The organism is Chroococcidiopsis sp. SAG 2025 (genome assembly GCF_032860985.1).
GTDB lineage: Bacteria > Cyanobacteriota > Cyanobacteriia > Cyanobacteriales > Chroococcidiopsidaceae > Chroococcidiopsis.
This window is the reverse complement of sequence record NZ_JAOCNC010000001.1, coordinates 288,733-313,809: the sequence shown is the minus strand read 5'-3', so window position 1 is coordinate 313,809 and position 25,077 is coordinate 288,733. Positions and strand designations below refer to the sequence as shown.

The 25,077-nt window shown below is 44.8% G+C and carries 25 protein-coding genes and 1 pseudogene; 14 read left to right on the top strand and 12 right to left on the bottom strand.

Annotated features, from left to right (window positions below; all coding sequences use genetic code 11):
* Positions 1-117: 117 nt before the first annotated feature.
* The 6 genes from yidC to N4J56_RS01470 all read left to right on the top strand — a co-directional run bounded on the left by yidC (position 118) and on the right by N4J56_RS01470 (position 4,683).
* A complete protein-coding gene (gene yidC / locus N4J56_RS01495) occupies positions 118-1,269 on the top strand; it encodes a membrane protein insertase YidC (RefSeq protein ID WP_317104823.1) in 1,152 nt (383 codons plus the stop codon).
* Between the two features lie 3 nt (positions 1,270-1,272).
* A complete protein-coding gene (locus N4J56_RS01490) occupies positions 1,273-1,791 on the top strand; it encodes a protein jag (RefSeq protein ID WP_317104822.1) in 519 nt (172 codons plus the stop codon).
* 77 nt (positions 1,792-1,868) lie between these two features.
* Positions 1,869-2,378 (top strand): YceD family protein, encoded by a 510-nt coding sequence (locus N4J56_RS01485; protein WP_317104821.1) that lies wholly within the window; start codon positions 1,869-1,871, stop codon positions 2,376-2,378.
* 21 nt (positions 2,379-2,399) lie between these two features.
* Positions 2,400-2,525, top strand: coding sequence for a hypothetical protein (locus N4J56_RS01480; protein ID WP_317104820.1), 126 nt, complete (start codon positions 2,400-2,402; stop codon positions 2,523-2,525).
* Entirely contained in the window at positions 2,522-4,036 is a 1,515-nt protein-coding gene (locus N4J56_RS01475; RefSeq protein ID WP_317104819.1) for an AAA family ATPase, read from the top strand. The genes N4J56_RS01480 and N4J56_RS01475 overlap by 4 nt, the downstream gene beginning before the upstream one ends.
* A 155-nt stretch (positions 4,037-4,191) precedes the next feature.
* Entirely contained in the window at positions 4,192-4,683 is a 492-nt protein-coding gene (locus N4J56_RS01470) for an SH3 domain-containing protein (protein ID WP_317104818.1), read from the top strand.
* A gap of 45 nt (positions 4,684-4,728) precedes the next feature.
* Here the strand turns inward: N4J56_RS01470 and N4J56_RS01465 are convergent, their stop codons facing one another.
* The 4 genes from N4J56_RS01465 to N4J56_RS01450 form a co-directional block, all read right to left on the bottom strand.
* Complete coding sequence (locus N4J56_RS01465; RefSeq protein ID WP_317104817.1) at positions 4,729-5,184, bottom strand: Fur family transcriptional regulator; 456 nt, start codon at positions 5,182-5,184, stop codon at positions 4,729-4,731.
* A gap of 244 nt (positions 5,185-5,428) precedes the next feature.
* Positions 5,429-6,679: an RNA polymerase sigma factor SigC gene (gene sigC, locus N4J56_RS01460; protein ID WP_317104816.1), complete on the bottom strand. Its 1,251-nt coding sequence runs from the start codon at positions 6,677-6,679 to the stop codon at positions 5,429-5,431.
* Between the two features lie 63 nt (positions 6,680-6,742).
* Entirely contained in the window at positions 6,743-6,952 is a 210-nt protein-coding gene (locus tag N4J56_RS01455) for a hypothetical protein (protein WP_317104815.1), read from the bottom strand.
* A 167-nt stretch (positions 6,953-7,119) separates the two neighbouring features.
* Positions 7,120-8,094, bottom strand: a complete 975-nt coding sequence (locus N4J56_RS01450; protein WP_317104814.1) for an NAD(P)H-dependent glycerol-3-phosphate dehydrogenase — start codon at positions 8,092-8,094, stop codon at positions 7,120-7,122.
* A 255-nt stretch (positions 8,095-8,349) separates the two neighbouring features.
* Between N4J56_RS01450 and N4J56_RS01445 the strand changes: the two genes are divergently transcribed.
* Positions 8,350-9,765, top strand: coding sequence for a CheR family methyltransferase (locus N4J56_RS01445; protein ID WP_317104813.1), 1,416 nt, complete (start codon positions 8,350-8,352; stop codon positions 9,763-9,765).
* Positions 9,766-9,896: 131 nt separating this feature from the next.
* Here the strand turns inward: N4J56_RS01445 and N4J56_RS01440 are convergent, their stop codons facing one another.
* Positions 9,897-10,433: a P-loop NTPase family protein gene (locus tag N4J56_RS01440; protein WP_317104812.1), complete on the bottom strand. Its 537-nt coding sequence runs from the start codon at positions 10,431-10,433 to the stop codon at positions 9,897-9,899.
* A gap of 330 nt (positions 10,434-10,763) precedes the next feature.
* Here N4J56_RS01440 and rph point away from each other — a divergent pair, with 330 nt between their 5' ends.
* Together rph and N4J56_RS01430 are read left to right on the top strand one after the other, a co-directional pair.
* Positions 10,764-11,492 (top strand): ribonuclease PH, encoded by a 729-nt coding sequence (rph, locus tag N4J56_RS01435; RefSeq protein WP_317104811.1) that lies wholly within the window; start codon positions 10,764-10,766, stop codon positions 11,490-11,492.
* 417 nt (positions 11,493-11,909) lie between these two features.
* The gene (locus N4J56_RS01430) at positions 11,910-12,710 is read left to right on the top strand and encodes a helix-turn-helix domain-containing protein (protein ID WP_317104810.1); all 801 of its coding nucleotides are present in this window, start codon (positions 11,910-11,912) and stop codon (positions 12,708-12,710) included.
* Here the strand turns inward: N4J56_RS01430 and N4J56_RS01425 are convergent.
* The 3 genes and pseudogenes from N4J56_RS01425 to N4J56_RS01415 form a co-directional block, all read right to left on the bottom strand.
* Positions 12,699-13,130: pseudogene (locus N4J56_RS01425) on the bottom strand (hypothetical protein); the annotation flags it as partial. The gene N4J56_RS01430 and the pseudogene N4J56_RS01425 sit on opposite strands and share 12 nt — an antisense overlap.
* A 52-nt stretch (positions 13,131-13,182) precedes the next feature.
* Positions 13,183-13,446 (bottom strand): hypothetical protein, encoded by a 264-nt coding sequence (locus N4J56_RS01420; RefSeq protein WP_317104809.1) that lies wholly within the window; start codon positions 13,444-13,446, stop codon positions 13,183-13,185.
* A 25-nt stretch (positions 13,447-13,471) separates the two neighbouring features.
* Entirely contained in the window at positions 13,472-14,014 is a 543-nt protein-coding gene (locus N4J56_RS01415) for an IS701 family transposase (protein ID WP_317110553.1), read from the bottom strand.
* 193 nt (positions 14,015-14,207) lie between these two features.
* On the opposite strand from N4J56_RS01415, the gene N4J56_RS01410 reads away from it, so the two are divergent.
* Positions 14,208-14,753, top strand: coding sequence for a transposase (locus tag N4J56_RS01410; RefSeq protein WP_317104808.1), 546 nt, complete (start codon positions 14,208-14,210; stop codon positions 14,751-14,753).
* Here N4J56_RS01410 and N4J56_RS01405 read toward each other — a convergent pair.
* The 4 genes from N4J56_RS01405 to N4J56_RS01390 form a co-directional block, all read right to left on the bottom strand.
* Positions 14,741-15,454, bottom strand: a complete 714-nt coding sequence (locus N4J56_RS01405; protein WP_317104807.1) for a hypothetical protein — start codon at positions 15,452-15,454, stop codon at positions 14,741-14,743. The two genes, N4J56_RS01410 and N4J56_RS01405, sit on opposite strands and share 13 nt — an antisense overlap.
* 455 nt (positions 15,455-15,909) lie before the next feature.
* Positions 15,910-16,122 carry a type II toxin-antitoxin system HicB family antitoxin gene (locus N4J56_RS01400; RefSeq protein WP_317104806.1) on the bottom strand — a complete coding sequence of 71 codons (213 nt, stop codon included), beginning with the start codon at positions 16,120-16,122 and terminating at the stop codon, positions 15,910-15,912.
* Positions 16,122-16,307, bottom strand: coding sequence for a type II toxin-antitoxin system HicA family toxin (locus N4J56_RS01395; protein WP_317104805.1), 186 nt, complete (start codon positions 16,305-16,307; stop codon positions 16,122-16,124). The genes N4J56_RS01400 and N4J56_RS01395 overlap by 1 nt, the downstream gene beginning before the upstream one ends.
* A 67-nt stretch (positions 16,308-16,374) precedes the next feature.
* Positions 16,375-16,707, bottom strand: a complete 333-nt coding sequence (locus tag N4J56_RS01390; RefSeq protein WP_317104804.1) for a hypothetical protein — start codon at positions 16,705-16,707, stop codon at positions 16,375-16,377.
* 568 nt (positions 16,708-17,275) lie between these two features.
* Here N4J56_RS01390 and bchB point away from each other — a divergent pair.
* From bchB to N4J56_RS01370, 4 genes are all read left to right on the top strand, one after another.
* A complete protein-coding gene (gene bchB, locus N4J56_RS01385; protein WP_317104803.1) occupies positions 17,276-18,802 on the top strand; it encodes a ferredoxin:protochlorophyllide reductase (ATP-dependent) subunit B in 1,527 nt (508 codons plus the stop codon).
* A gap of 124 nt (positions 18,803-18,926) precedes the next feature.
* Entirely contained in the window at positions 18,927-21,083 is a 2,157-nt protein-coding gene (gene glyS, locus N4J56_RS01380; protein ID WP_317104802.1) for a glycine--tRNA ligase subunit beta, read from the top strand.
* 692 nt (positions 21,084-21,775) lie between these two features.
* On the top strand, positions 21,776-23,245 hold the full coding sequence (locus N4J56_RS01375; RefSeq protein WP_317104801.1) for a hypothetical protein: 1,470 nt from the start codon (positions 21,776-21,778) through the stop codon (positions 23,243-23,245).
* A 151-nt stretch (positions 23,246-23,396) separates the two neighbouring features.
* Positions 23,397-24,923: a hypothetical protein gene (locus N4J56_RS01370; protein WP_317104800.1), complete on the top strand. Its 1,527-nt coding sequence runs from the start codon at positions 23,397-23,399 to the stop codon at positions 24,921-24,923.
* Positions 24,924-25,077: the final 154 nt, after the last annotated feature.

Genomic DNA, 25,077 nt, shown 5'->3' with positions numbered 1-25,077 from the left:
TAGTTATCGATCGCTTGTCATTGGTTGGCAAATGACCGATGACAAATGACCGATGACTAAAATCGGATAGATTAGATTCAGACGAATGACAAATTATTTCAGGTTGACTTCAAGATAATGGATTTTGGTATAGGGTTTCTTTCCAACAACGTTATGTTGCCGATCCTAGATTTTTTCTACGGGATCGTGCCGAGCTACGGGTTGGCGATCGTAGCCTTGACACTGGTGATTCGCTTTGCGCTCTATCCGCTGAGTGCCGGATCGATTCGGACGATGCGCCGCACGCGAGTTACTCAACCTTTGATGCAAAAGCGCGTCAAAGAGATTCAAGAGCGCTATAAAGACAATCCTGCCAAAATGCAGGAGGAAATGGGCGCTGTTTACAAAGAATTTGGCAATCCATTGGCAGGATGTTTGCCAGTCTTGCTGCAAATGCCCGTACTGTTCGCCCTATTCGCGACACTGCGGGGATCGCCGTTTTCGGATATCAACTACAACGTCAACCTGCAAGTCTTTCCCCAAGAACAGATCGAACGCATTCAACCGCAGGCTTTTACCACTCCGCCGCAAAACATTTATATTACCGATGGCGTTCACGCTCGCGTTGCAGCAATCTTGCCCAGTGGGAATAAATTGGTGGTCGGGGACAAAACTAAAATTGATTTTCAAACTCCAGAGGGTAAGCCTTTCTCAGCTCTAGCAACAGAGTATCCCGATACCAATCTCGTTCCCAAATGGAAAGTCACTAAAGGGGAAGAAAGGGTAAAAATTGATGAAAACGGTAATATCGAAGCCCTTCAACCAGGTGATGTGACAATTCAAGCAACAATCCCTGGACTTGCAGCTAACAAGGGCTTTTTATTTATTGATGCCTTAGGCAGAGTCGGCGCTTTTGATGAAGACGGAACGATCCATTGGGATATTGTGGCAATGGTGATTGGTTTTGGTCTCAGTCTCTACCTCAACCAAGTTCTATCCGGTCAAGGTTCTACCTCTAACAATCCCCAACAAGATACAGTCAACAAGATCACCCCAATTATTTTCTCAGGGATGTTTTTGTTCTTTCCGCTGCCTGCTGGCGTGTTGATGTACATGCTGATTGCAAATATATTCCAAACACTCCAGACATACATTGTTTCCCGCGAACCCCTACCAGAAAACTTACAAAAGCTTGTCGAAGCAGCAGATGCTAAAGCAGGAGACGATGCAGGTCGTCAGTCGCTTCCTTTTGAACCAGGGCGGAAGAAAAAAGAAAAACCTTCAGGCTAAATCATGAGTGACGAGCAGATCGGGCAGCGGGGTCAGCAATGGCTAGAGCAACTCCTGCAACTGTCAGGAGTCTCTACTCAAGTTACAGCTAAGTTGCAAACCCCAAAAACAGCAAACAGCGACCCAGAAGAACACGATAGTTATTGGCTGACAATCGAGCAGACTGGTTTACCACCAGAGCAAGTCCAAGCTTTGATTGGTGCGGAAGGTTCGGTTCTAGATGCCATTCAGTATCTTGCTAATGCTACCCTGAACTTAAACCAACCTCAGGAGCGGCAAGCCGCTTATATAATTGAGCTGGATGGCTATCGCTTGCGGCGACAAGCAGAAATTCAAGCGATCGCTACCTCAGCCATAGAACAAGTCCGTACGACAGGACAAGAGGTAGAGATCAAATCTCTTTCGTCCGCTGAAAGGAGGCAAATTCATACTTTTTTGAAGGATTTTCCCGATTTAGAAAGTTTCAGTCGTGGCAAAGAACCGCATCGTCAGTTGGTGATTCGCGCGATCGGCAGTAGCTAGACTTGAATTTGGAATTCGGAATTCCGAAATTTTAGAAAATGAGATTCAGAATTATTTGACTTACAACTGGCAGTCCTATGGAGGCTATTTACATTCCTCATCTGACCACAGCACCGCAAAAAACCAGGGTCATCGAGGTTGATGAGTTCTTACCCGATCTAGACACCCTAACTCCGGTGCGCGGTCAGGTGCGCGTGCAACACGGTGGCAATTACCTAGAGGTTTCAGCTCAGGTAGAAACCATCGTTACATTGACTTGCCATCGCTGTTTGCAACAATACAACCATCGCCTGAAAGTAGAAGCTTCAGAAATTATTTGGCTAGATCCAGAAGCCGGTAAAGAAGAAACTGCGATCGAGTTGGAAGTCGCATTTGAAGATCTGGTCGAAACTTTACAGCCTACAGGTCATTTCGATCCTGGGGAGTGGTTGTACCAGCAATTATGTCTAGCCATGCCTCAGCGTCAGTTGTGCGACAATTTGTGTCAGGGTATTCAACTATCGCCGCAGCCAGAAGAACCTTCAGCACCATCGAGCGATCGCCGCTGGGCATCTTTAGAATCCCTAAAAAATCACTTGTCTAATTAGGGACAAGAGTTTTGTAGGATTATGAGACAAGGAGGACAAGGAGGACAAGGAGGACAAGGGAGACAAGGGGGAGGATTTACCACTCCCGACTCCCGACTCCCGACTCCCGACTCCCCCCAACTCCCTCACCCCTCATCCCTCATATGAGCTTCCGCGAAGAGTTTGCACTGTTGCTACGCGCCCGCTACCCGATCGTCTATATTCCTACCTATGAGGAAGAACGAGCGGAAGTAGCGATTCGGGAAGAAGCCCGCATCCAAGGAAATCGCGCTGTTTATACTTGGGATTTTGTCGATGGCTACCAAGGTAATCCTAACGATGCTGGTTTCGGTCGTCGCAATCCTTTACAAGCTCTAGAATTTGTCGAGAAACTGCCTGCTTCGGCTCCGGCAGTTTTTATTTTGCGTGATTTTCATCGCTTTTTAGAAGATGTTTCCGTGTCACGCAAACTCCGCAATTTAGCGCGGGTACTTAAATCGCAGCCGAAAAATATCGTCTTGCTGTCGCCACGAATCGTCACTACGGAAGAATTGGGTGAAGTTTTAACCATTTTAGAATTTCCCCTACCCGCTGCCGCTGAGATTAAGTTGGAGGTAGAACGCCTTTTGGCAGCCACAGGGCAATCTTTAGAGGCTAAAACGGTAGATGAACTCGTGCGTTCGTGCCAAGGATTATCCATCGAACGGATTCGGCGGGTACTAGCAAGAGCGATCGCCTCTCACGGAGAGATTCAACCGGAAGATGTCGAATTGGTTTTGGAAGAAAAGCGCCAGACCATTCGCCAAACTCAAATTCTTGACTTTTACCCTGCCACTGAAAAAATTTCGGATATTGGCGGTTTAGACAATCTCAAAGATTGGTTGTTACGTCGGGGGGGAGCATTTAGCGAACGCGCTAGGGCATACGGTTTACCTCATCCACGCGGACTCATGTTAGTTGGAATTCAGGGAACGGGTAAATCGCTAACAGCTAAGGCGATCGCCCATCACTGGCACTTACCTTTGTTACGCTTGGACGTGGGGCGATTATTCGGTGGTTTGGTCGGAGAATCGGAATCTCGCACCCGACAAATGATTCAAGTCGCAGAAGCCCTATCTCCCTGTATTCTTTGGGTAGATGAGATCGATAAAGCTTTTGCAGGGTTGGGAGCAAAAGGCGATGCTGGCACGACTAGCCGCGTCTTTGGAACATTTATCACCTGGCTCGCGGAGAAAACTTCTCCCGTGTTTGTCGTTGCCACTGCCAACGATATTCATGCTTTACCACCCGAGATGTTGCGTAAAGGCAGATTCGACGAAATCTTTTTTGTTGGTTTACCAATTCAGGATGAACGCAAAGCAATTTTCACCGTCCATTTATCTCGCCTGCGATCGCATAATCTCAAAAGTTACGATCTCGATCGCCTTGCCTACGAAACTCCTGATTTTTCTGGGGCAGAAATCGAGCAAACAATCGTGGAAGCCATGCACATCGGCTTCAGTCAAAATCGAGACTTTACTACTGACGACATTTTAGAGGCGGCGAGTCAAATCATTCCCCTTGCCCGTACTGCCCAAGAACAAATTCAGTTTTTGCAAGATTGGGCAGCAGCTGGAAAAGCTCGCCTTGCCTCTAAACACAGCAGTCTGAGCAACCGAATTCAGCGCCAATTGCAGTAGAACAGGGAGCGCACGCGCAGGGAAGAACTTACGTTCCAATCGCCCACAAATGACAAATGACTACCCCATACCAATAATTAAAAAATCTGCTACATTCAGACGATTATGCTAGGATTCGTGCTGTAGTAATTATGGGACACTAGTAGGGTATCGCCATGACTTTGGCAGGAGCAGCTAAATTTGTCCTGGGTGTTAGCTTAGCGCTGGCGATCTTGGCTGGTGGTAGCGCCGCAGTTGCTTTGTATTTTATGTATAGAGTGACAACTCATCCGCCTAAGCCGACTTTTGCTAACGAACTCAACCAAAAACCAAAAGCTGCGCCTGCTGCGAAAAAGCAAGCACAGCCTGAAATATCTAATCCCGATAATGCTAATAACGCCGAATCTACGACCGAGAAAGCGAATTCTGACACTAATTCTACTGAGCCTCTAGCGCCAGGAACCTATAGAGCTAGGGTGTCTTGGGAAAAAGGCTTAAGTCTCCGTGCCGAGCCTGGAGCGGGTGCTGAACGCATCGGCGGGTTGGAATACAATCAACAGATCGTCGTTTTAGAAGAAAGTCCAGATAAAAATTGGCAAAGAGTTCGCTTATCGGATAGCGATCGCGAAGGCTGGATCAAAGCAGGTAACATCGAGAAAATACAGTGAAGAGCAATCGGCGCTCGACAACCGACAACTAATAACACTAAGATTCTAGATCGGCAACAACGCTCTTTGACAAGAAGGACAAACAGCATGAATTGTTAGTTGGCAATCGAGCAAATGATACCCTTCCTTTTCAGCTGTTTTTGAGCCAATTTTTAAGATGGAATCGTTTTTAAACTCGATTGTTTTATTGCACCTAACACAAATTAAATGGTGATGGTGGTGAGGATAGGGCTGATTGATCTCGTAATGTTTATGTCCCTCGCCTAACTCCAGCTCGCGCAGAATTCCCATCCGCGCCATTAACTTTAGAGTGCGATAAATAGTTGACAGACTGATCCCTGCTGCTTGAGTTTCTAATTGTTGGTAAAGCTCTTCCGCACTTAGATGTTTTCCTCTAGGCAGTTCTTGAAAAACCTGTAGGATCGTTTCGCGCTGCGGTGTGAGTCGCCAACCCCGCTCGTTGAGTTCTGCCTTAAGTGAGGTAGCTGAGTATGCAGTCATAACCACCTTTTTAAGCAAGCTTAATAATTGATAAGTATAGTCAATTATTGCTTGAAGTGTCAACAAGCCATGACTATTGAGAATGATTTTTAAGAAAAGAGAGCCGTAGTTTACAGATAATAAAAATCTTCTGGCTAAAAAATAGGCAGAAGAGGTGAAGAACGAAGAATGAAAGTGAATCTAACTAGGTTGTAAAAAACACGGTCACGATCCTTCACCCGATCGATGTTGTTAGCTCAAATTGTTAGCTCAAAGACTCTAAGTAATCCCGCACGCGATTGCGTCGTTTGGGTTGTCGTAGCTTTTGTAGTGCTTTAGATTCAATTTGACGCACTCTTTCCCGCGATAAGTCTAAAGCGCGTCCAATTTCGGCTAGAGAGTAACAGTGTCCGTCTCCCAGACCAAAGCGCATCAAAATCACATCCCGTTCGCGATCGGTCAAATCTGCTAGGAGCTGCTGTAAATCTCGATGGAGAGCTTCACGCATGAGCAACTCTTCAGGGGAAATACTGTCGTTTTCGAGTAAATCTCCTAACTCAGTATCTTTTTCCTTCCCAACTTTTGTCTCCAAAGATACGGAACGAGGGACTCTCAGTAGCACTTCCCGCACTTGAGGCGCAGTCATCTCCAATTCTAAGGCAATATCTTCGATCGTAGGGGTACGACCTTTTTCTTGTGCTAGTTTGCGCTGAGCTTTCTTGATTTTATTCAGTTTTTCTGTAATGTGAACTGGAAGGCGGATAGTACGGCTTTGGGTAGCGATCGCGCGGGTAATACCTTGACGAATCCACCAATAAGCGTAGGTGCTGAAGCGATAACCCTTCGTGGGATCGAACTTTTCTACCGCTCTTTCTAACCCCAGAGTTCCTTCTTGAACCAGATCCAACAGTTCCAAACCGCGATTTTGATACTTTTTCGCAACTGAAACCACCAGGCGTAAATTCGCCTTGATCATGTGTTCTTTGGCATGGATACCTTCGTTTTGAATTTGCTCTAGTTCTTCGACGGTGATTTTGGCAATTTCAGCCCAACGGCGTTTTCCAACTGCCAAAGCGGGTTTGAGTTCCATCACAGATATACCAGCACTGGCAGCCCATCTTTCTAAAGAGGGGCGGTGTCCTAGTTCGGAAGTCAGTCGCTCTTGGGCTTCACTTAGGGTGATGTATGTTTTGATAATCGAGTCGTCCTTTGCTGCATGACTGACGCACAGCGCCCGCATTCGCAAATAACGCTGCACTTTTTGAGCTTCGGAAACTTCTTCATCTCTTTCTAGCAGGTGGACGCGACCGATCTCTTGCAGGTATAAACGAACTAGGTCTGTAGTCCGACGGGTAACACCAGGTTGTAGGCTCTCCCGATCGTTAGAGTCAATATCCAAAGTCAGCAGGTCATCCACGCCCAGATCGGTATCATCTTCTGGATAATCTGACCGAAAGCGCTGGGGGACTGATTGGGGTTCGTAGGCTGCGTCCGCGTAAAAAGATAGTGCTTGCATAGGGGTTATCTCAACTGCTCCAGGTGACAATAGACTTCACTCGGTTGCTTCTTGTTGCTGATGCTATTGTTCCCAGCGATCTTGGCGAACTAACATCTTGCTGCTAGATTTACGAGGAAACTTGACGATCGCGCCCGCTAACTTCAGGAATAACTCCAAGTTTTCTAGTGAATTCGAGTACGAACTGATACTTCTACGGTTGTTAGGATTGCGGAAACTTAAAGCAGCAATTCGGGATTGATAGACGATTTCAAAGCTGGAAAGTTTTGCCAAATAAGCGTTTCAAGAATAAAGGTGGTTTGAGATAAATGTGTGCGATCGCACCCTAGTGTAAACTACAATTTTTGCCTGAGAAATTTCGGAGAATCAGCCGCGATCGCGTAAAGTTTTATGAAATTTGTGTAGATCTACGTAGGAGCGATTCGGTCGAACCATCGCCTCTACAATAATTCCGATTTGAGGTCGCGCAGCATCAGTGCTTCCAGCGCTTGCTTGGGTGTAATTTCCGCTTGCAGGAGACGATAAACTTCAGCCGTAATCGGCATATAGATGTCTTGCTGGCGAGCGCGTTGCATGAGTACCTGAGTCGTATTCACGCCTTCAGCCGTTCCTTCTAGGTGAGCAAGAATTGCGGACAGGGTTTTACCTTGGGCGAGTTGATATCCCACCTGATAGTTACGACTGAGGGGACTGTTACAAGTTGCCAGCAGATCGCCCAAACCAGATAAACCGTAAAAAGTTTCTGTTTTTGCTCCCCAGCTGTTGCCGATGCGGATAATTTCCGTCAATCCACGGGTGACAAGTGCAGCTTTAGCATTTGTACCCAACTGCAAACCATCGCAAACACCCGCCGCGATCGCCATCACATTTTTCAGCGTCCCCCCCAACTCTACGCCCAAAGGATCGGAATTGGTATAAACGCGGAACTGCGGTGAGGAAAAGACTGCTTGCACTGCTACTGCGGCGTTGTCGTCAGTACTACCAGCGACAGTTGCAGCGGGTAATCCCTGTTGAATTTCCTTAGCTAAATTAGGACCGCACAGTACAACTACCGAGCGATTGGGAAAAGCCGCCTGCCAAATCTGAGCTGGAGTGAGAGTTGTGACAGGATCGAGTCCTTTGGTTGCCGTGACAAAAATTGTTGCGGGTAAAAGAGGTAAAGTCTGAATTTCGCGAACGACTGTTGCTACACCCTGCATTGAGACAGCAGATACGACTACATCCGCACGTTCGATCTCGCTAGGCGAAATTGCCCCATCGCGCCGCGATCGCACTTGCACGCTATGACCGTTAGCTGCTGCAAGCGATGCTAATGTCGTTCCCCAAGCCCCAGCACCGAGAACCACCACTGACTTTGGATTTTGGCTTGAGTGTTGGCGCTCGCTAGCGAGAGACTGGGATTTTGGATGAATCACAAACCTAAAATTTCAATTATGGCTCAATTTTTAGAGCGGATTTCACCTGAGAGTCTTGCTCTCTAGTCTAGGTTAACTCGATCGATCCGCCCCAGTCTATTGAGGATAACCAAAGAAAACTGGTAGAGCGGCACAATGTCAGTAGCATAGAGACACCATACTCGGTCGAACTCCACAATGGCTACTTTCGCTCAAATCGCAATAAGTTTTGTGTTAAGAATTTTCAGCTCCCAAGATAAACTATAGAATTTTTTAATGAAGCCCCCCGAACTCGATCGAGATTTTGAAGCGTTATTAGACTACCTCAAATGCAACCAAGGTTGTGACTTGACGGGCTACAAACGCCCTACCTTAATGCGGCGTTTCTCTTGCCGAATGCAGCAGCTCCACATCGAGCGCTATCAGGACTATTTACAGTATTTGCAAAGTCATTCTCAAGAGTGGATTGCGCTTTTAGACTCCATACTCATTAACGTTACTAGTTTCTTCCGCGATCGCGAAGCTTGGGACGATCTAGCCAACGAGATCGTTCCTAAAATTATTGCTAGCAAACAGCCTGACGAACCGATTCGCGTTTGGAGTGCAGGCTGTGCTTCTGGGCAGGAGGTTTACAGCTTACTCATTTTGTTTGCAGAAGCTTTGGGAATTGAGTCGTGTTTGCAGCGAGTTCAACTCTATGCTACCGATGTGGATAAAGTAGCCCTTCAACAAGCACGACAAGCGGTTTATAGCGCGAATGAAGTGAAAGGACTTGCTCCTGCTTTACTCAAGAAATACTTTGAACCAACCGAGCAAGGCTATGCTTTCGATCGCAGACTTCGCCGTAAAGTCACCTGTGGTTGTCATAACCTAGCTGAAGATGCACCGATGTCCAAAATCGATTTGCTGGCGTGCCGTAATACCTTGATGTATTTCAATCCAGATATCCAAGCAAGAATTCTGGTTCGCTTTCATTTTGCGCTGAAAAACAACGGCTTTCTCTTCCTAGGTAAGCATGAAACGCTAACCGCTCAAAGACCGATTTTCATGCTAGTTAATATAAAGTATCGAATTTATACCAAAGGACTGCATTTGGGGTCAGGAGATCGCCTCTCAATCAATCCTAAATCTCGCCCCAAGGAAATCAGCGATTCACTAGTCTCCCAACTGTGCTTTTGGAAAGCTGCATTTGAGTCAAGTCCTTTCGCTCAGCTATCTGTCGATCTAAATAATCGTTTAGTTGCTACTAACGAACGGGCAAACTTTTTATTTAAATTAACGCTCGACGATTGGAGCTTTCCTTTTGCAGAAATTGCACCCGGAAAGTTAGTGAGTTCCCATATTGCGATTGGTAGATTCTACTGCGATCGTCGTCCAGTCAATTTGAAAAATATTAAGTGGACAACTTCAAAAGGAACAAAATATCTCGATATTTTTATCGCACCCGTTTTCAACACAAATAATAATTTGCTGGGAGTTAACTTTACCATCATCGACGCAAGCGATCGCCAGCAGCTCGTAGAAAAACTAGAATACAAATCTTCAGAATTAGGCAGAGTTTCGGAAACATGCCAGGAAATAAAAACGGCACTTGATACAACTCGCATCGAGCTTGAAGAGACTCAAAAAGAATTAGCAGCCTTACATCAAGAAATACAATTTATCGAAAGAGATATGCAATTTAGAAATTGATGGCAATTGCGATCGCTCTGCCTGTCTTCATATCTTAAATTACGGGACTAGTACCTCTCGAACGCGCGACCTAGCGCTTTAGGAGGCACTATTTATATAATAAATTCACAGACATTCTAGCCTAGAAAAACTTACATCTGATGGCTACGCCGTACTTCTGTAATCTGATCTGCCACATCAAGTACGGGTTGAGGCATATTCGAGCCGGTCAGAATTACATCTACATGCTTGGGGCGATTTTGAATAAAATCTAAGACTTCTGTTAGAGGAATTAAGCCAAATTCAACAGCTACGCTCAATTCATCCAATACTACTAATGAGTACTGCCCTTGAGAAACAACTTGGCGCGTATGCTGCCACAGTTCTTGTAAAGAACGGTTTTCGGATTCGTCTAATTGTGGCGTGTCAATGCAACGGGGAAGATTGCAGCGAATCCAATCCAGGTTTTGCCCTAACTTAACTGGATGACAATGACCCTGATTTATCCCACCTTTGAGAAATTGGACGATGAGCGCTGGAGTCCCTTGACCGGAAACCCTTAAAGCCTGTGCCATCACGCTTGTCAAAAAGCTACGACGAGAGCAAGTAAAGACCTGTACTAATCCTTCAACTATGTATGGTTGTTGGCAAGGAGAATGAACGGTTGGGGTTTCTAGCTGGGCAATCATAAAGTCACTTTTATCCAGATGCTTGAGTTAAAGCTGAGTTCGGACAAACCGCAATATGCGATATATAGTGTAGTCTTGCAGAATACTCCTTAGTGAAACACTACATCTATGTTTTAGTCAATAGGAAACTATCCTCTGGGATCGCAATATCGCTACTATAAGTCCCAGTTGGCGAAGATTCTGTTGCAGCATTTTGACTTTTGACTTCCCAGCATAGCGATCGCCCTCCACATATTCCACGCCAAAAGTTTACAAAAAATTAAGCCTAGCGAAAGTGTTAACTGTATGCTCGACCCTGTATTCTGATTTAGGTCACTACAGCTAAGAACCATGACCTGGGAGCGTTTGGATAATCGGTTAGCAAATCAACTGCGTCCTATCAGTTTTACACGGGGTTTTACTCGCTTTGCCACTGGCTCTGTTTTAGCTCAGTGCGGCGATACTCAGGTGTTGTGTAACGTATCAATTCAGCCTGGAGTCCCCAGATTTCTAGAAGATTCGGGCAAGGGTTGGCTGACGGCTGAATACAGAATGCTTCCCACTGCTACCCACCAACGCCAAGAACGAGAAACCTACAGGCTGTCTGGAAGGACGCAAGAGATTCAAAGGTTAATCGGACGCAGCTTGAGAGCCGGACTCGATTTAGCAGCATTGGGAGAGCGTACAGTCACCGTAGATGCTGACGTATTGCAGGCGGATGCAGGTACGAGAACCACAGCAATTACAGGTGGGTTTGTGGCGCTTGCCGATGCGATCGCCAAGCTTTTAGAACGGGGAGAGCTGACGCGATCGCCCATCCGCCATCAAATCGCCGCCGTCTCCGTAGGTTTACTCGAAGGTGTGCCATTTCTAGATCTCAACTACCAAGAAGATGTCGCCGCCGATATCGATTTCAACGTAGTCATGAACGACCAATTAGAAATTATCGAACTCCAGGGAACCGCTGAAGCACGTAGTTTCAGCCGCACTCAACTGAATCAAATTATGGATTTGGCAGAACTTGGGATTAAAGATTTACTAGCAGCACAACGTCAAGCCTTGGGGGATTTTACTTTCTAGATGAAAGCTCTTGTTGCTAGGTTAAAAACATAAGAGGGGGGGGTAGAATATAGTTCGCATTTGTGATATTATCTATTTTATAATGGGGATATTTTCATTTTTGAAAATTGCTTAGATTTCCATTATGAAGTAAACCATCTAGGTAATCAATAGTATAATATCACGAGCGATCGCATTATTAATTACATATTTGTACAGGAATATTTGTCATAGAAATCCAAGTGTAGGGTGGGCAATGCCCACCTTATTTACATAATTATTTCACGCTATCTAAATCGGTAGAAAGCGTCTTCAAGCTAGTCAATACAGTACCTCGTGCAGGCTGTGCTTTGCTCAGTCCAGAGTTAACATCTTTCACCCCTGCTTCTAGTGGGTCATTTGGTATGAGTGTTGCTATAAAAAGGATGGTCAATTAAAGTGAAGATACATAGTTTTTCAGGTTGTGATGACACGGCAAAAAAAGCACCTTTGCGACCGTTAAGTGATGAAGAACAAACCGACTTGAAAAAACTGAGCCGTTCTCAATCCCAATCATCTGCTAGTGTCATGCGGGCCAAAGCGATTCTAGCCGTGGCTCTTGGGGCTGATTACACGAGTGCAGCGCAGTTAGTAGGATTACGCTGTGGTGATACGGTCAGCAAGTGGGTCAGTCGCTTCAATGTTGAAGGCTTAGCTGCCTTACAGCCTCGACATGGCGGTGGGGCAGTAGTGCAATACAGCGAACCAGAAAAACAACGCATCCTGTCCGAATTTCAGCGTCAACCAGAGCGGCAGAAAGAGGGCACGGCAACCTGGTCAGTAGCTACACTTCAACGGGCTTTGCTTCAACGGGCTTTGCGTCAGGCTCCTGATGGCTTAACCCAAATCAGTACTTATACAATTTGGCAGGTACTCAAAGAGGCGGGCTATAGCTGGCAAAAGAGCCGCAGTTGGTTAAAAACTGGACAGGTGAAGCGCATACGCAAAGGCAAGCTAGTAGTAGTAACTGACCCAGATACCGTGGCAAAAAAACTGATAGAACGCGCTTACACTCAGGGACAGAAGCTAGGCTTGAGTGTGTGGTGCGAAGACGAGGCGGGACCATTTGGCACTGCTCCTTACCCTGGTAGCAATTGGCAGCCAGTAGGTAAACCGACACGGCAAGAACATGAATATATCCGTAATGGCACAGCCAAGCTGTTAACGCTATTCCATCCCGCTACTGTATTACAGTTGTAGATAAATAGAAGAATGAATTCGCTTTTGGTAATGGTAGTAACGAGCAGTAGCTTGATGAGATCTGCGCCAATAAGACCAACGCAAAACGTGTTCAAGACACCAGAATGTGGGAAACAAGAATCGAGATACCCACCGCTTCATCTCCCAGATACTTAGTCGGACAATAAACCTCGTGCCGCTTTGAACGCAGTTAGACTGCCAGTTGTTACTAGAGGTAAAGGGGGTAGAGGAGTGAATAGCAGGCTCACAAGAGTGTCGTAAGACGGTGAGAAATATTTGAGCAGCCAGGACGAGGGTGATGTGTCGATGCCAACCATGCCAGGAACGAACTTCGTACTCTCCTAAACCTAGCTGGTCTTTAGCAAATTTAAAGCACTCCTCAATCCGCCACCTTTGCCCGGCGATTTGAACCATCGTTTCTAGGGTAGTATCGCTCTTAGCAAATACTTGATAGTAGCTGACGCGAGGATCTTCAGGGGTGTTCTAGAGAGCGGCGGAACAATAACCAACGTTGAAAACCATCTGATCTGTCACAATTAACTGGCACTTTCGCCCAGTCATAGTATCTTTCTCCCTTACTGCCAGCTCCACAGCTAAGACGTTGCCACAGGCTGGCTGTCCGGCTGAGGTAACAGTTCTTGGCTTGATAACGTTGCCAGCCAATAACTACAGGCTGCTTCTTGCTGACCGTGAGTATATACGGTTGTTTAGCAGTCTTTTCCAGCCACCACCACAATGAACCATCGTTGCCATAAACCTCATCAGCAACAAAACCAGGCGGGACGTATTCCGTCTTTAAAAGCTGATTCCAACATCTGTTGTGCTAGTTGAGGTTTAGTCGCAAATGTGATTGATTTTGGAACTGCTCCCTTCTTACGTTTGCTTTGATCTTCACTCCATGTGCGCGGTAGATACAAACGGCGATCGATCAACGTATGTCCTTTGTCGCTAATGTAGGACATGAACACACCTACCTGGCAATTCTCCAAATGTCCAGTTGTGCCATAATACTGCACCTGTACGCCTACTGACTGCTCTCCTTGCTTCAGAAAACCTGTTTCATCAATTGCCAAAATATCTGTTTCACTCTTCAAATGCTCCACTGCATACTTTCTAATTTCTGCACACACTGCGTCCGCGTTCCACTGCGCCCGTCCTAGTAAATGTTGGAAGCGATAGGGATTGCTATACCCTACCTGTTCTGCCATTTGCCATCCATTCTTCCGCTCAACTGGGCTTAGTAGTGCCTGGATATAGTCATACGCTGCAAGACGTGCTTCAGAACGAGCGAAGTGCTTTCCCAGTTTTGCTGAAACGCTTTCAATCTACTGCTCCATTGGGAGAGCGCTTCTAATGCAACACCTGTTAAAAACACGTTGGATGTATCAAGCATTGCTAAACTAAACTGTATTTCCTTACAAATCTAGTTTAGCTTATCTACAACTGTAATATACTGGGCAAGTACGAGTTAAGGGTGTTACCAGTTGTACCAATGCTGTGTTGCACGAATGGCTCAAGCAAGAATTAGCTAGTGTTGTACAATCACTGCCAACTCCAGCTCGATTACTCAAGCCTGAAGAAAATCAACGGTTATGGAAAAGTTGGCAGCAGGGGTTGAAAGTACGCTTTACACTCCCACACGACTTACCGCCACTGCGAATGTTGCTAGTGATGGATAACTTGGTCGGACATAAAACTCCCCAGTTGGTATTGTGGCTGTGTGCTCATGGCATCATGCCGCTCTACACACCTCTTGGCGGTAGCTGGCTGAATATGGCTGAGTCGATTCAACGAATTCTCAAACGCCGAGCTCTAGAGGGGCATCATCCGCAAACAGCCTATCAAATTATTGAGTGGTTGGAAGCAACTGCTTTTGGATGGAACCAACAACCAACGCCGTTTGTCTGGGCAGGATTACGAGCGCAACGTCGAGACAGAGCGCGTCAAAGATTTCACTCTCTTGGTGGTTCTGGTGCCTGTACGCATCGTCCTCTTCGGCGGACAACTATTGCCAAAAATAATGGCAACACTCATACCAAATGACCCACTAGCCGTTGGTAGGTATCGGGAGAGTTTTGTTTCACGCTACCACCAAACTTATACCAAGTTTGACGAGCAGCAGCAAAAGCAGTTTTCGCGGTCGCAAAATCCTGCGATTCTACGGCAGTAGTTGCCTGAGCCAGTTCGTCTTTCATGGCTAATAAGTTGCTTTGAGTAGCCGTAGCATTGCTATTAGCTGTCTCCGTAGTGCTGGTGTTAGTAGCAACTCCAGGAGTGCTATTCGTCAGAAGATCATTGAATGCAGTTGAAAGTCCCTGCAATTCCGTCGTGAGTTTTGCCACGTTTGGCGAACCCGATTTCAGATCTGTGGCAATAGTCGTAATTTTCTCGCCAATCGTTTTCGTAGCATCAGGGGATACTGTCTTCAGAGTACCTTCTAATCCTTTCCAACTATCTTGCAGCTTGGTAAATTCCGTTTGTGCTGCCGTAAAGTTACCAGTTTTGACAGCAGATAAAGTTTGCGCTGCGCCATCAGTCAAAGGACGAATAGTTTCTTTAAGATTTCCCAAATTACCCAGCGCACTTGTTGTTTTGCTAGCCACATCTTGAGCTTGCTGAGCCATGTTTTGAGCTTGGTTGGCTTTGTCTTGGAGTTGTGAGGCTTGCTGTTGCACTCCGGTACAGGATGCTAGGAATAAGGAAGCACCTAGAGTTAAACCTAAATTTAGGTAAATTTTCTTCATAATTCAAAATTTTTGTCAGAATTTTCACTCTAATCGAGCATCTTACAAAATGAATTATTGTTTGCATATAGTTAACTGATTAGCTTGATTTATCAGTCATTATTTCATTGAAAAATAAAAATTGCTTAAGCTTAAAATGTCGCAATTTGCAGGACAGACATGACTATTTTGGTAGGATTTGAGCGTTCCGACTAGGGAATCGATTGGAATTTCTTATAGAATCTTTCTAAGAGAAAGCCGATCGGAAAATCTTCAAGTTTTTTAATTAAAATTAAAATTTCACGAACTTTTGAATCTAAAAACTCGAATTAGAATCTCCCTTTATTTCCCTGGATGCGATCGCCTTTATGCAAAGATTTATTGCATTATCAAAGTGCGATCGCATACAAGTATTAGCTCGATAAGAAGTTTTTTAGTTTGACAGCGCCAACTTAGCCGCAGTAAGTTAAATCCCATCAAGCTGCAACTTCAATATAAACAGATGACGTAGATGGTTGAGGAACTTCATAACCTTCCAACTTAAGTCCTTCTATGTGAAACTGAATTGCTTCACGCATATTTTGCTCCAACTCTTCACGGGTTTTGCCAGTGGAGACACACCCAGGTAAATCGGGTGAATATGCTGAATAACCAGTTGTTGTTTCCTCAATAATAATTAGATACCGCATTACTTTAAACCTGCCTGTTTTAAAATACTATCTAATGTTCCTGGTGCAAGATCGTCACTCAGCTTTCCAGGAACGGTGACTAAACCAGGTTTTACAGGATGTTTGTATTGACGATGGCTACCTCTAGTTCGAGCTAGATACCAACCATTTTCCTCGATAAGTCTAATTACTTCTCTAACTTTCATTATCTACGCTCAAGAAGTACTTGAAGTTGGGTAATTACCCTCTCACTATTTATCAAGCGTTTTTATCCTACAAGTAGAACACACCTAAACAGCGTCCTACTTTGCTACATAAATCTCCAATACAAAGTAATAACAACGCCCCAGCTCCAATTCCTGCAATTTCAAATGAAGGATTGTTTTTAAGCAGTAAGTCTAATTCTGCAAAATTTGATGTAGCTATTATTAATAAATTCATATAGTATAAAGAAGTATATAAGTAAAAGGCAAGAGAGTAAAGACCTACTTGCTCTAGAAAATAGTTTGGTTTACTTCTTAGTAAATGAATTAAAAATAAAATTGAGTTAACGAGAAATACATAAATATATTCATCGTAGTATCTAATCCAGATATCGATAGCCATTAAAATCAAAAGCAAGAATAATATTCCAAAGCACCAAAAAAATTCGGTCGAATGCAAGAAAAAAATCTAGCCAATTCTCTTCAAGATAATTTTTAACAGTTTGAAGATGGCTATGAAATGAGAATACTTTCATATTGGATAATGCTGTAGCAAGCGTGGAAACAGCAAATATCCAGTGTGGTATTGAGGGTATCTTCCGAACAGCCTTTATCGTGGGTTCTAAGGATATAGACAAAAGACTAAGCCCAATGTCAAACAATTTAAAGTCACTCATTTGTTGACTACCCGATCGAGTTAAAGACATAAATACAATCTTAGACAAAGACTTTCAAGGCAGCCTTTTAGATACTACAGAATATAACTAAACATCAAGAATCGTTGCAAAAATCAGGAAAGCGATCGCGTCTTTAACACCCCATTACGATACGCCATAAGGATTTCAGCCATTCTCCCTAGCGTACAGTCATTCAATGCCCTGTATTTGGTGCGATCGCAATGTTTGCGACAATCGGAAAAAACAGACGTTAAATCCTACGATTCGCAATTCACAGAGGGGAATACGGTAGATATGAAATTGGCTTACTGGATGTATGCTGGTCCCGCACATATAGGAACCTTGCGTGTCGCTAGCTCGTTCAAAAACGTCCACGCAATTATGCACGCGCCTTTAGGCGACGACTACTTCAACGTCATGCGATCGATGTTGGAGCGAGAAAGAAATTTTACCCCAGTTACAGCTAGCATTGTAGACAGACATGTCCTTGCCCGTGGTTCTCAGGAGAAAGTAGTAGATAATATTACCCGTAAAGATGCGGAAGAACATCCAGATCTGATCGTATTAACTCCTACCTGTACCTCCAGCATTTTACAAGAAGACCTGCAAAACTTTGTCGAGAGAGCATCACTGGAAGCAAAAGCTGACGTACTACTGGCGGATGTCAACCACTACCGCGTCAACGAACTACAAGCCGCCGATCGCACTTTAGATCAAATTGTCCGCTACTACATCGATAAAGCACGGAAAAAGGGCGAACTACCCACAGCTAAAACCGAAAAGCCTTCAGCTAATATCATCGGTGTTTCTACTCTAGGTTTCCACAATCAACACGACTGCACCGAGTTAAAACGGTTAATGGCTGACTTGGGTATTGAGGTAAATGCTGTCATTCCCGAAGGTGCTTCCGTTCACGAATTGAAGAACTTACCCCGTGCGTGGTTTAATCTCGTCCCCTATCGCGAACTAGGCTTATTAACAGCAAATTACTTAGAGCAAGAATTCGGCATACCTTGTGTAGATATTACTCCGATGGGCGTAGTCGAAACTGCTCGTTGCTTGCGTAAAATCCAGCAAGTGATTAATGCTCAAGGTGCTAATGTTGACTACGAAGAGTACATCAACAACCAAACTCTCTACGTATCTCAAGCCGCTTGGTTCTCGCGTTCAATTGACTGCCAAAACTTGACGGGTAAAAAAGCTGTCGTCTTTGGCGACAACACCCACGCCGCTGCCATAACTAAAATTCTCGCACGAGAAATGGGAATTCACGTCGTTTGGGCTGGAACTTACTGCAAATACGATGCTGACTGGTTCCGCGAACAGGTCAGCGAATATTGCGATGAGGTCATTATTACAGACGATCATGGCGCAATTGGAGATGCGATCGCCCGTGTCGAACCTTCTGCTATATTTGGGACGCAGATGGAACGTCACGTAGGTAAGCGGTTAGATATCCCATGTGGCGTAATTGCTGCACCAATTCACATTCAAAACTTCCCGATTGGCTACAAGCCTTTTATGGGTTACGAAGGCACGAATCAAATTGCCGATTTGGTGTACAATTCGTTTACCTTGGGCATGGAAGATCACTTGCTAGAAATCTTTGGCGGACACGATACCAAGGAAGCGATCACCAAGGGAGTATCTGCCGATACCGATTTAGCTTGGACGAGAGACGCTCAAGCAGAATTGAATAAAATTCCTGGCTTCGTGCGCGGAAAAGTCAAGCGGAATACAGAAAAATTTGCCCGCGATCGCCATTTTACCGAAATCACCGTAGAAGTGATGTACGCGGCTAAAGAGTCTGTAGGTGCGTAAGATTAATAGGGTGCGTTAATTAATGCACCCTATCAACTCTCGTCCATCGTACCCAATGGGATTGCAGGCACGGTAAACTGTTGAAACTAGGTCTTTTATTAAGCCTCGCTCAATCTAGGGTGCTATGCCTAATTTCCTATTAGAAGTCGGAACAGAAGAACTCCCCGCCAGTTTTGTCGATAGCGCGATCGCGCAATGGCGATCGCGTATACCTCAAAGTCTTACCAATAACAATCTTACGGCAGAAACAGTTGAAGTCTACGGCACTCCCCGCCGCCTCGCCGTACTCATCAAAGGTCTACCACCGCAACAACCAGACCGAGACGAGGAAATTAAAGGACCACCCGCGCAAGCTGCATTTAAAGACGGTAAACCCACCAAAGCCGCTGAAGGCTTTGCCAAAAAGCAAGGGGTAGAATTAGATGCTTTAGAAATTCGTCCTACGGATAAAGGCGAGTTTGTGTTTGTCCGCGTCTCTTATCCAGGTCGTCCTGTCGCAGAAATCTTGACTCAACTCGTCCCTGAGTGGATTTTCGGGTTAGAAGGGAAGCGGTTTATGCGTTGGGGAGACGGCGATTTAAAGTTTTCCCGTCCGATTGTGTGGTTGGTCGCTTTATTAGATACAGAAGTCTTACCAATTCAAATTGAAAATAGTTCCGAGATAATTAAAAGCGATCGCATTTCGTGGGGACACCGCGTTTTACATCCTGCAACAGTTTCCATCCCTCAAGCCACTGATTATGTCTCTTGCTTGCGTTCTGCTTTTGTCGATGTCGATGTCGAACAACGCAAAGCAAAAATTGAAGCACAAGTCAAGGCGATCGCACAACAACTCAATGGTAGCGTTACGATCTATCCCGAATTATTACAAGAAGTCACCAATTTAGTTGAGTGGTCTACTGCTGTAGTCGGAAAATTCGATTCAGAATTTTTAAACTTACCTCCAGAAGTCATTACTACGGTAATGGTAAGCCACCAACGTTATTTTCCTGTATTTCAGGTAGGAGCGCACAGCCGTGCGCCCCTACTACCAAATTTTATTACTATATCTAATGGCGATCCTGCTAAATCAGATATTATTGCCGCAGGTAACGAACGAGTAATTCGCGCCAGGTTAGCTGACGGACAATTTTTCTATAAAACTGACTTAGCAAAACCTTTAGAAAGCTATTTACTCCAATTAGAAAAAGTTACATTTCAAGAAGACTTAGGCTCAGTTGGCGACAAAGTTGGACGCATTATTAGTATCGCGCAGCAAATTAATCAACAGTTGCAAGTAAGCCAACAAGAACGCCACCAAATCGAACGCGCTGCTAGCTTGTGTAAAGCAGATTTAGTCACCCAAATGGTGTTTGAATTTCCCGAATTACAAGGCGTAATGGGTCAAAAATATGCTGTAGAAAGTGGTGAATCGGAAACCGTAGCTACAGCTATCTTTGAACATTATCTACCACGTAATGCAGGCGATCGCCTACCTGAAACTTTAGCAGGTCAAGTTGTCGGAATTGCCGATCGACTTGATACCATAGTCAGCATTTTCGGTTTGGGAATGTTGCCTACAGGTTCCTCCGATCCTTTTGCGCTGCGCCGTGCGGCAAATGCGATCGTTTCTATTACATGGGCGGCTAATTTATCAATTAATCTCTACCAATTATTAGAGCAAACGGCAAGAGATTTTATTAAAACTTATGCCAAAACCAGTATAGAGACGTTAAACGCATCTCTACAGGAATTTTTCATTCAAAGAATTCGCACGCTATTACAAGAAGAACGAAGTATCGACTACGATTTAGTCAATGCTGTACTGGGAGAAAGTGATGCTGAATACAGATTGCGAGCATTGCAAGACTTATTAGATGTACGCGATCGCGCTCTTTTCTTACAATCTATTCGTAATAACGGCACTTTAGACAAAATCTACGAAACAGTCAACCGTTCTACTCGTCTCGCGGCTCAAGGAGAGTTAGATTTCACGCAGTTGCAGCCAGAAAATTTAGTTAAACCAAAACTTTTTCAAAAATCTTCCGAGCAAGCTTTCTACCAGGCACTATTGCAACTCGTTCCGCAAACCCAGGCTGCTAGAGAATCGCGAAACTATCAACAATTAATAGATGCTTTAATTCAAATTGCTCCTACTGTCAGCAACTTCTTTGATGGAGAACAAAGCGTTTTAGTTATGGATGCCGATCCAGAAGTTAGGCGCAATCGCTTGAATCTACTCGGTTTACTTCGCAATCATGCTCGCGTGTTGGCGAATTTTGGCGAAATTGTGAAGAACTAAAACATTAGGCGATCGCTCAATTAAGTTAGCAGCGATCGCAAATTTACGAGATTTTACTAAGATTTTTACAGATATAAAACTGAGATTTTCTTATTTTAAGAAAGTCAAATATTGTATCTTTATAATTTTTAAATTTCAAGATAGCTATAACTATATTTCTAGTGAGATTGCTCAAAAAAATGCTCTGCATCCGTCGATTTAACGGTATTTTCACTAGTAGTATTTTTACGATAAGAGTTAAAGAAAACAAGGCGATCGGGGAAATCTCGACTAGTAGGTAGATCAGTAAAATTCCTCTTGAATCCGCATCTGAGCAAGCCTACTTTAGTTGTAGATTGGTCATGTAAAGCTCTTGTAAAGCATTCTGCTTTTTTCAGAAACTTCATTACCAAGTTCAAGTGTAATGACTTAAATTCTTTCCATTTCACTACACTGCTCTATTGCATAACCATACTGAAATAGTTCTTTCTTTAACTACTGGAAAAGCTATTTGCATCAAGCGCTGCTTCACTTTCCTTAGCCAGCTAACCCTTCCCTCTAGCTTGCCAATATTGCAGCGCGATCGCCAGCAATAAAGCGGCTTTCTGCACGATTGACTTCTCGTCTACTCAAACCGCATTGAGTAGCAGATGAAGTGCGATCGTCAACTTGTGCTGCATTGATTCTGCATTAATTCCATTTAGAGGTACACAATGAAATTCTACCAGAAACTACAAAACATAGCTCCAAAAAAGTTATCAGAACGACAAGCTAAATCGTCTAAGTCAATTGTTTCAGTATTAATTGCTTCAGCTCTCCTCTACACGTTGCCAGCAACTGCCTTAACAAGTTTTCTGGGCATGAATAACGGCACTGGCTACAACATGGACCCAGGATACGTCGATCGCTCCATCCAACACACCAAAAACCTGGGATTAGAAGTCGTCCGTATGGGTATGGATAGCGTTTGGGGTAATACGGAGGGTGCAGGGTTTCATTGGTCGGGCAGAGATATGGTTGTCGATAAATATCGCAATGCCGGACTCAAAATTCACGCCGTGTTATCAGCGCGGATGCACGTCAATCGAGACGGTAACTACGAGCGGTGGAAAGCAAACTTTCGCTATTTTACTCGTAACGTCATGATGCGCTACAAAGGCAAAATCTTTTACTACATCATCGATAACGAACCCGATCTCGACTATGGCAACGGTAAAATGTCAGCTCAAGAATGCGTTGACATGACTCGGATTGCTTACGAAACAGCCAAATCCATCGATCCCAATATTAAAATTGAGTCGCCGCCCGTGATGGGAATTGAATCCGGTTTGCTCAACGAGATGTTAGATCGCGGCATCGATAAGGTCAGCGACTATATCGGCTTGCACGCCTATGGCGGACAGATTTCCGAGAATCGTCTCGGTCATCCTTGGAGAGTCATGGAAGCACGCGGCATCAGAAAGCCCCTTGCTATTAGCGAATCGGGATCGATTAACGAGTATTGCAACGGTTCCCAATTTGAAACCGAAGACTGTCGCCGCCGCTGGTTCCTCATGTTCGGGCTACAACTAAAAAGATTTGGCTACGATCACGCCATCCTATTCGATCTTGACGGTCACGATAGCTGGGCTGTTGCGCCAGACTTTAACCCCACGAAAGCTTATTACCAAATTAAAGATTTACGCCTGAATAAGCTGTTCTCGAATGGCAGCTTCGAGTCGACGAATAACGTTGAAAATGAGTGGACTCCTGCTGATAACAACGATGAATGGATTTATAAAGGGACTTCGCCTTATATCAACTTCGTCCAGAATGATAACAATCAAGGAGGGCGTAACGGCAGTAAAGGCTACGTCAAGTTAGAGAGCGGTCGGGCTGGATCTGGCACGCCAATTAGAATTCGGCGAATTTTAGGCGATATGCCAAAAAACCAGAAGGTAGCAATTGGTGCTTGGGTCTATGTCAGTGGCGGAGCCTCAGCAACGCTAAAAGCTTTGGGGTATGACTTTAGAAATGGTGATGCCGAGATCTCGAAGACTTCAACTCAGAAAAACGGTTGGGAGTATTTAGAAATTACCGTTCCTATCTCCAGATATTGGGCAGTGGTCGAACTAGGAACGTCGGGAACTGGCAGAGCAGGCGACTCCGTGAAGTGGGATGACGTTAGCGTCCGCGTACTCTAATCGCGGACGCGCGCCATAGCTTAACTCAGATTTTCTCAGCTTACCCGTGGAAAAGGCGATCGCCTTTTCACGGGTAAGTTATTATTTATGATGTTATCTGACAGCAAAAAAAATCTCAAATCGATTGCATAATAGCTCAATACTAATCGAAATGTTGAAGAGATCTAAAAAAAATTCGACTAAGTTTAAACAACCTGCTCGTCATCGCTTGGGATTTAAGCTTTTATTGAGTGTCATTGCTGGGTTAATTATTTTTAGTTTAATTTCTATTTATCTCATTCCAAATTTATTCTCTGTCACATCTAATAAACCTCCGGCGCGATCGCCCAGCGCTAGTGTCAGAGCTACTCCCAGCGGTCCATATCTGGGAATTAATAACGGTACTGGCTATAACACCGATCCAGCATATGTGGCGCGATCGATTAAACATACGAAGGATCTAGGCTTAGGCTTAGTTCGTATGGGCATGGATGGTGTTGGCGGTAAGACAGAAGGCTCATCCTTTGATTGGTTTGCCAGAGATATCGCCGTGCGGCAGTATCTCGATGCAGGGCTGAAAATTCATACAGTTGTATCTCCTCGATTGGGAGTCGATCGAGATAGCAACTACGAGCAATGGCAAGCGAACTTCAATTATTTCGTTCGCAATGTCATGGCACATTACAAAGGTAAAATTTTTTATTATATTATTGACAATGAACCAGAATTAGACTATGGCAATGGCAAGATGTCAGCTCAAGAGTGCGTAGACATGACTCAGATTGCCTTTAAAGCTGCTAGAGCCATTGACCCGAGAATTAAGATCGAATCACCCCCAATTTCAGGAATTGAATCCCATATCCTAGATGAAATGCTCGATCACGGCATCGATAAGGTGAGCGATTACATCGGCTTACATGCCTATGGCGGACAAATTGCCGACAATCGTTTCGGGCATCCTTGGCGATCGCTAGAAGCACGCGGCATCAGAAAACCGCTTGCCATTAGCGAAGCCGGAGTCATTTCAAGCTGGTGTCCTGGTTCAGCGGCTGAGAAAGAAAACTGTCGTCGTCGGTGGTTTGCGATCTTCGGGCAACAGCTCAAAAGATTCGGTTATGACAACGCCATACTATTCGATCTTGACGGTCATGATGAGTGGGCGATCGCCCCAAACTTTAAGCCCACCACGACGTATCAAAAAATCAAAAGTATGCGTCTGAACCAACCGCTTGCTAACAAAGGTTTTGAGTCTGCCAACAATCCTGAGACTGAGTGGGTACATTTTGGTGCTGGCGACATCGGCGATATGGGACCTTTACCTTACGTAACTTTCGTGCGTAACGATGCTCGTGGAGCGCATAAAGGTAGGGGTTACGTCAAATTAGATGGCACCGCAGCGGGTACGCCAGTCCGAATCCGACGAATTGCCGGTCAGCTGCCACCAGGCAAAAATGTGGCGATCGGTGCTTGGGCATATGTCAACGGCAATGCCAAGGCAACGCTCAAAATTCTCGGCTATGACGATCGCGATGGAGATGCAGAGATGTCAAAAACTGCCACCAAGAAAAATGGTTGGGAATATTTAGAAATCACCTTACCCATCTCCCGAGACTGGGCAGTCGTAGAGTTAGGAACCACGGGAACTGGAAAAAAAGGAGACTACGTGAAGTGGGATGATGTGACTCTCCGCACGTCCTAAGCTCGCCCCAGAAAATACTCAAAAAACAGTCAAATCGCAGCTACTATGGTGAAGGATTTATTTGCTTCTGGTTTATGCATCAATAACCTTCACTGTTTCAAGCTCGTTTGTGCATATGGCACGCATTCATAACTTATCTGACATTGTAGGAATT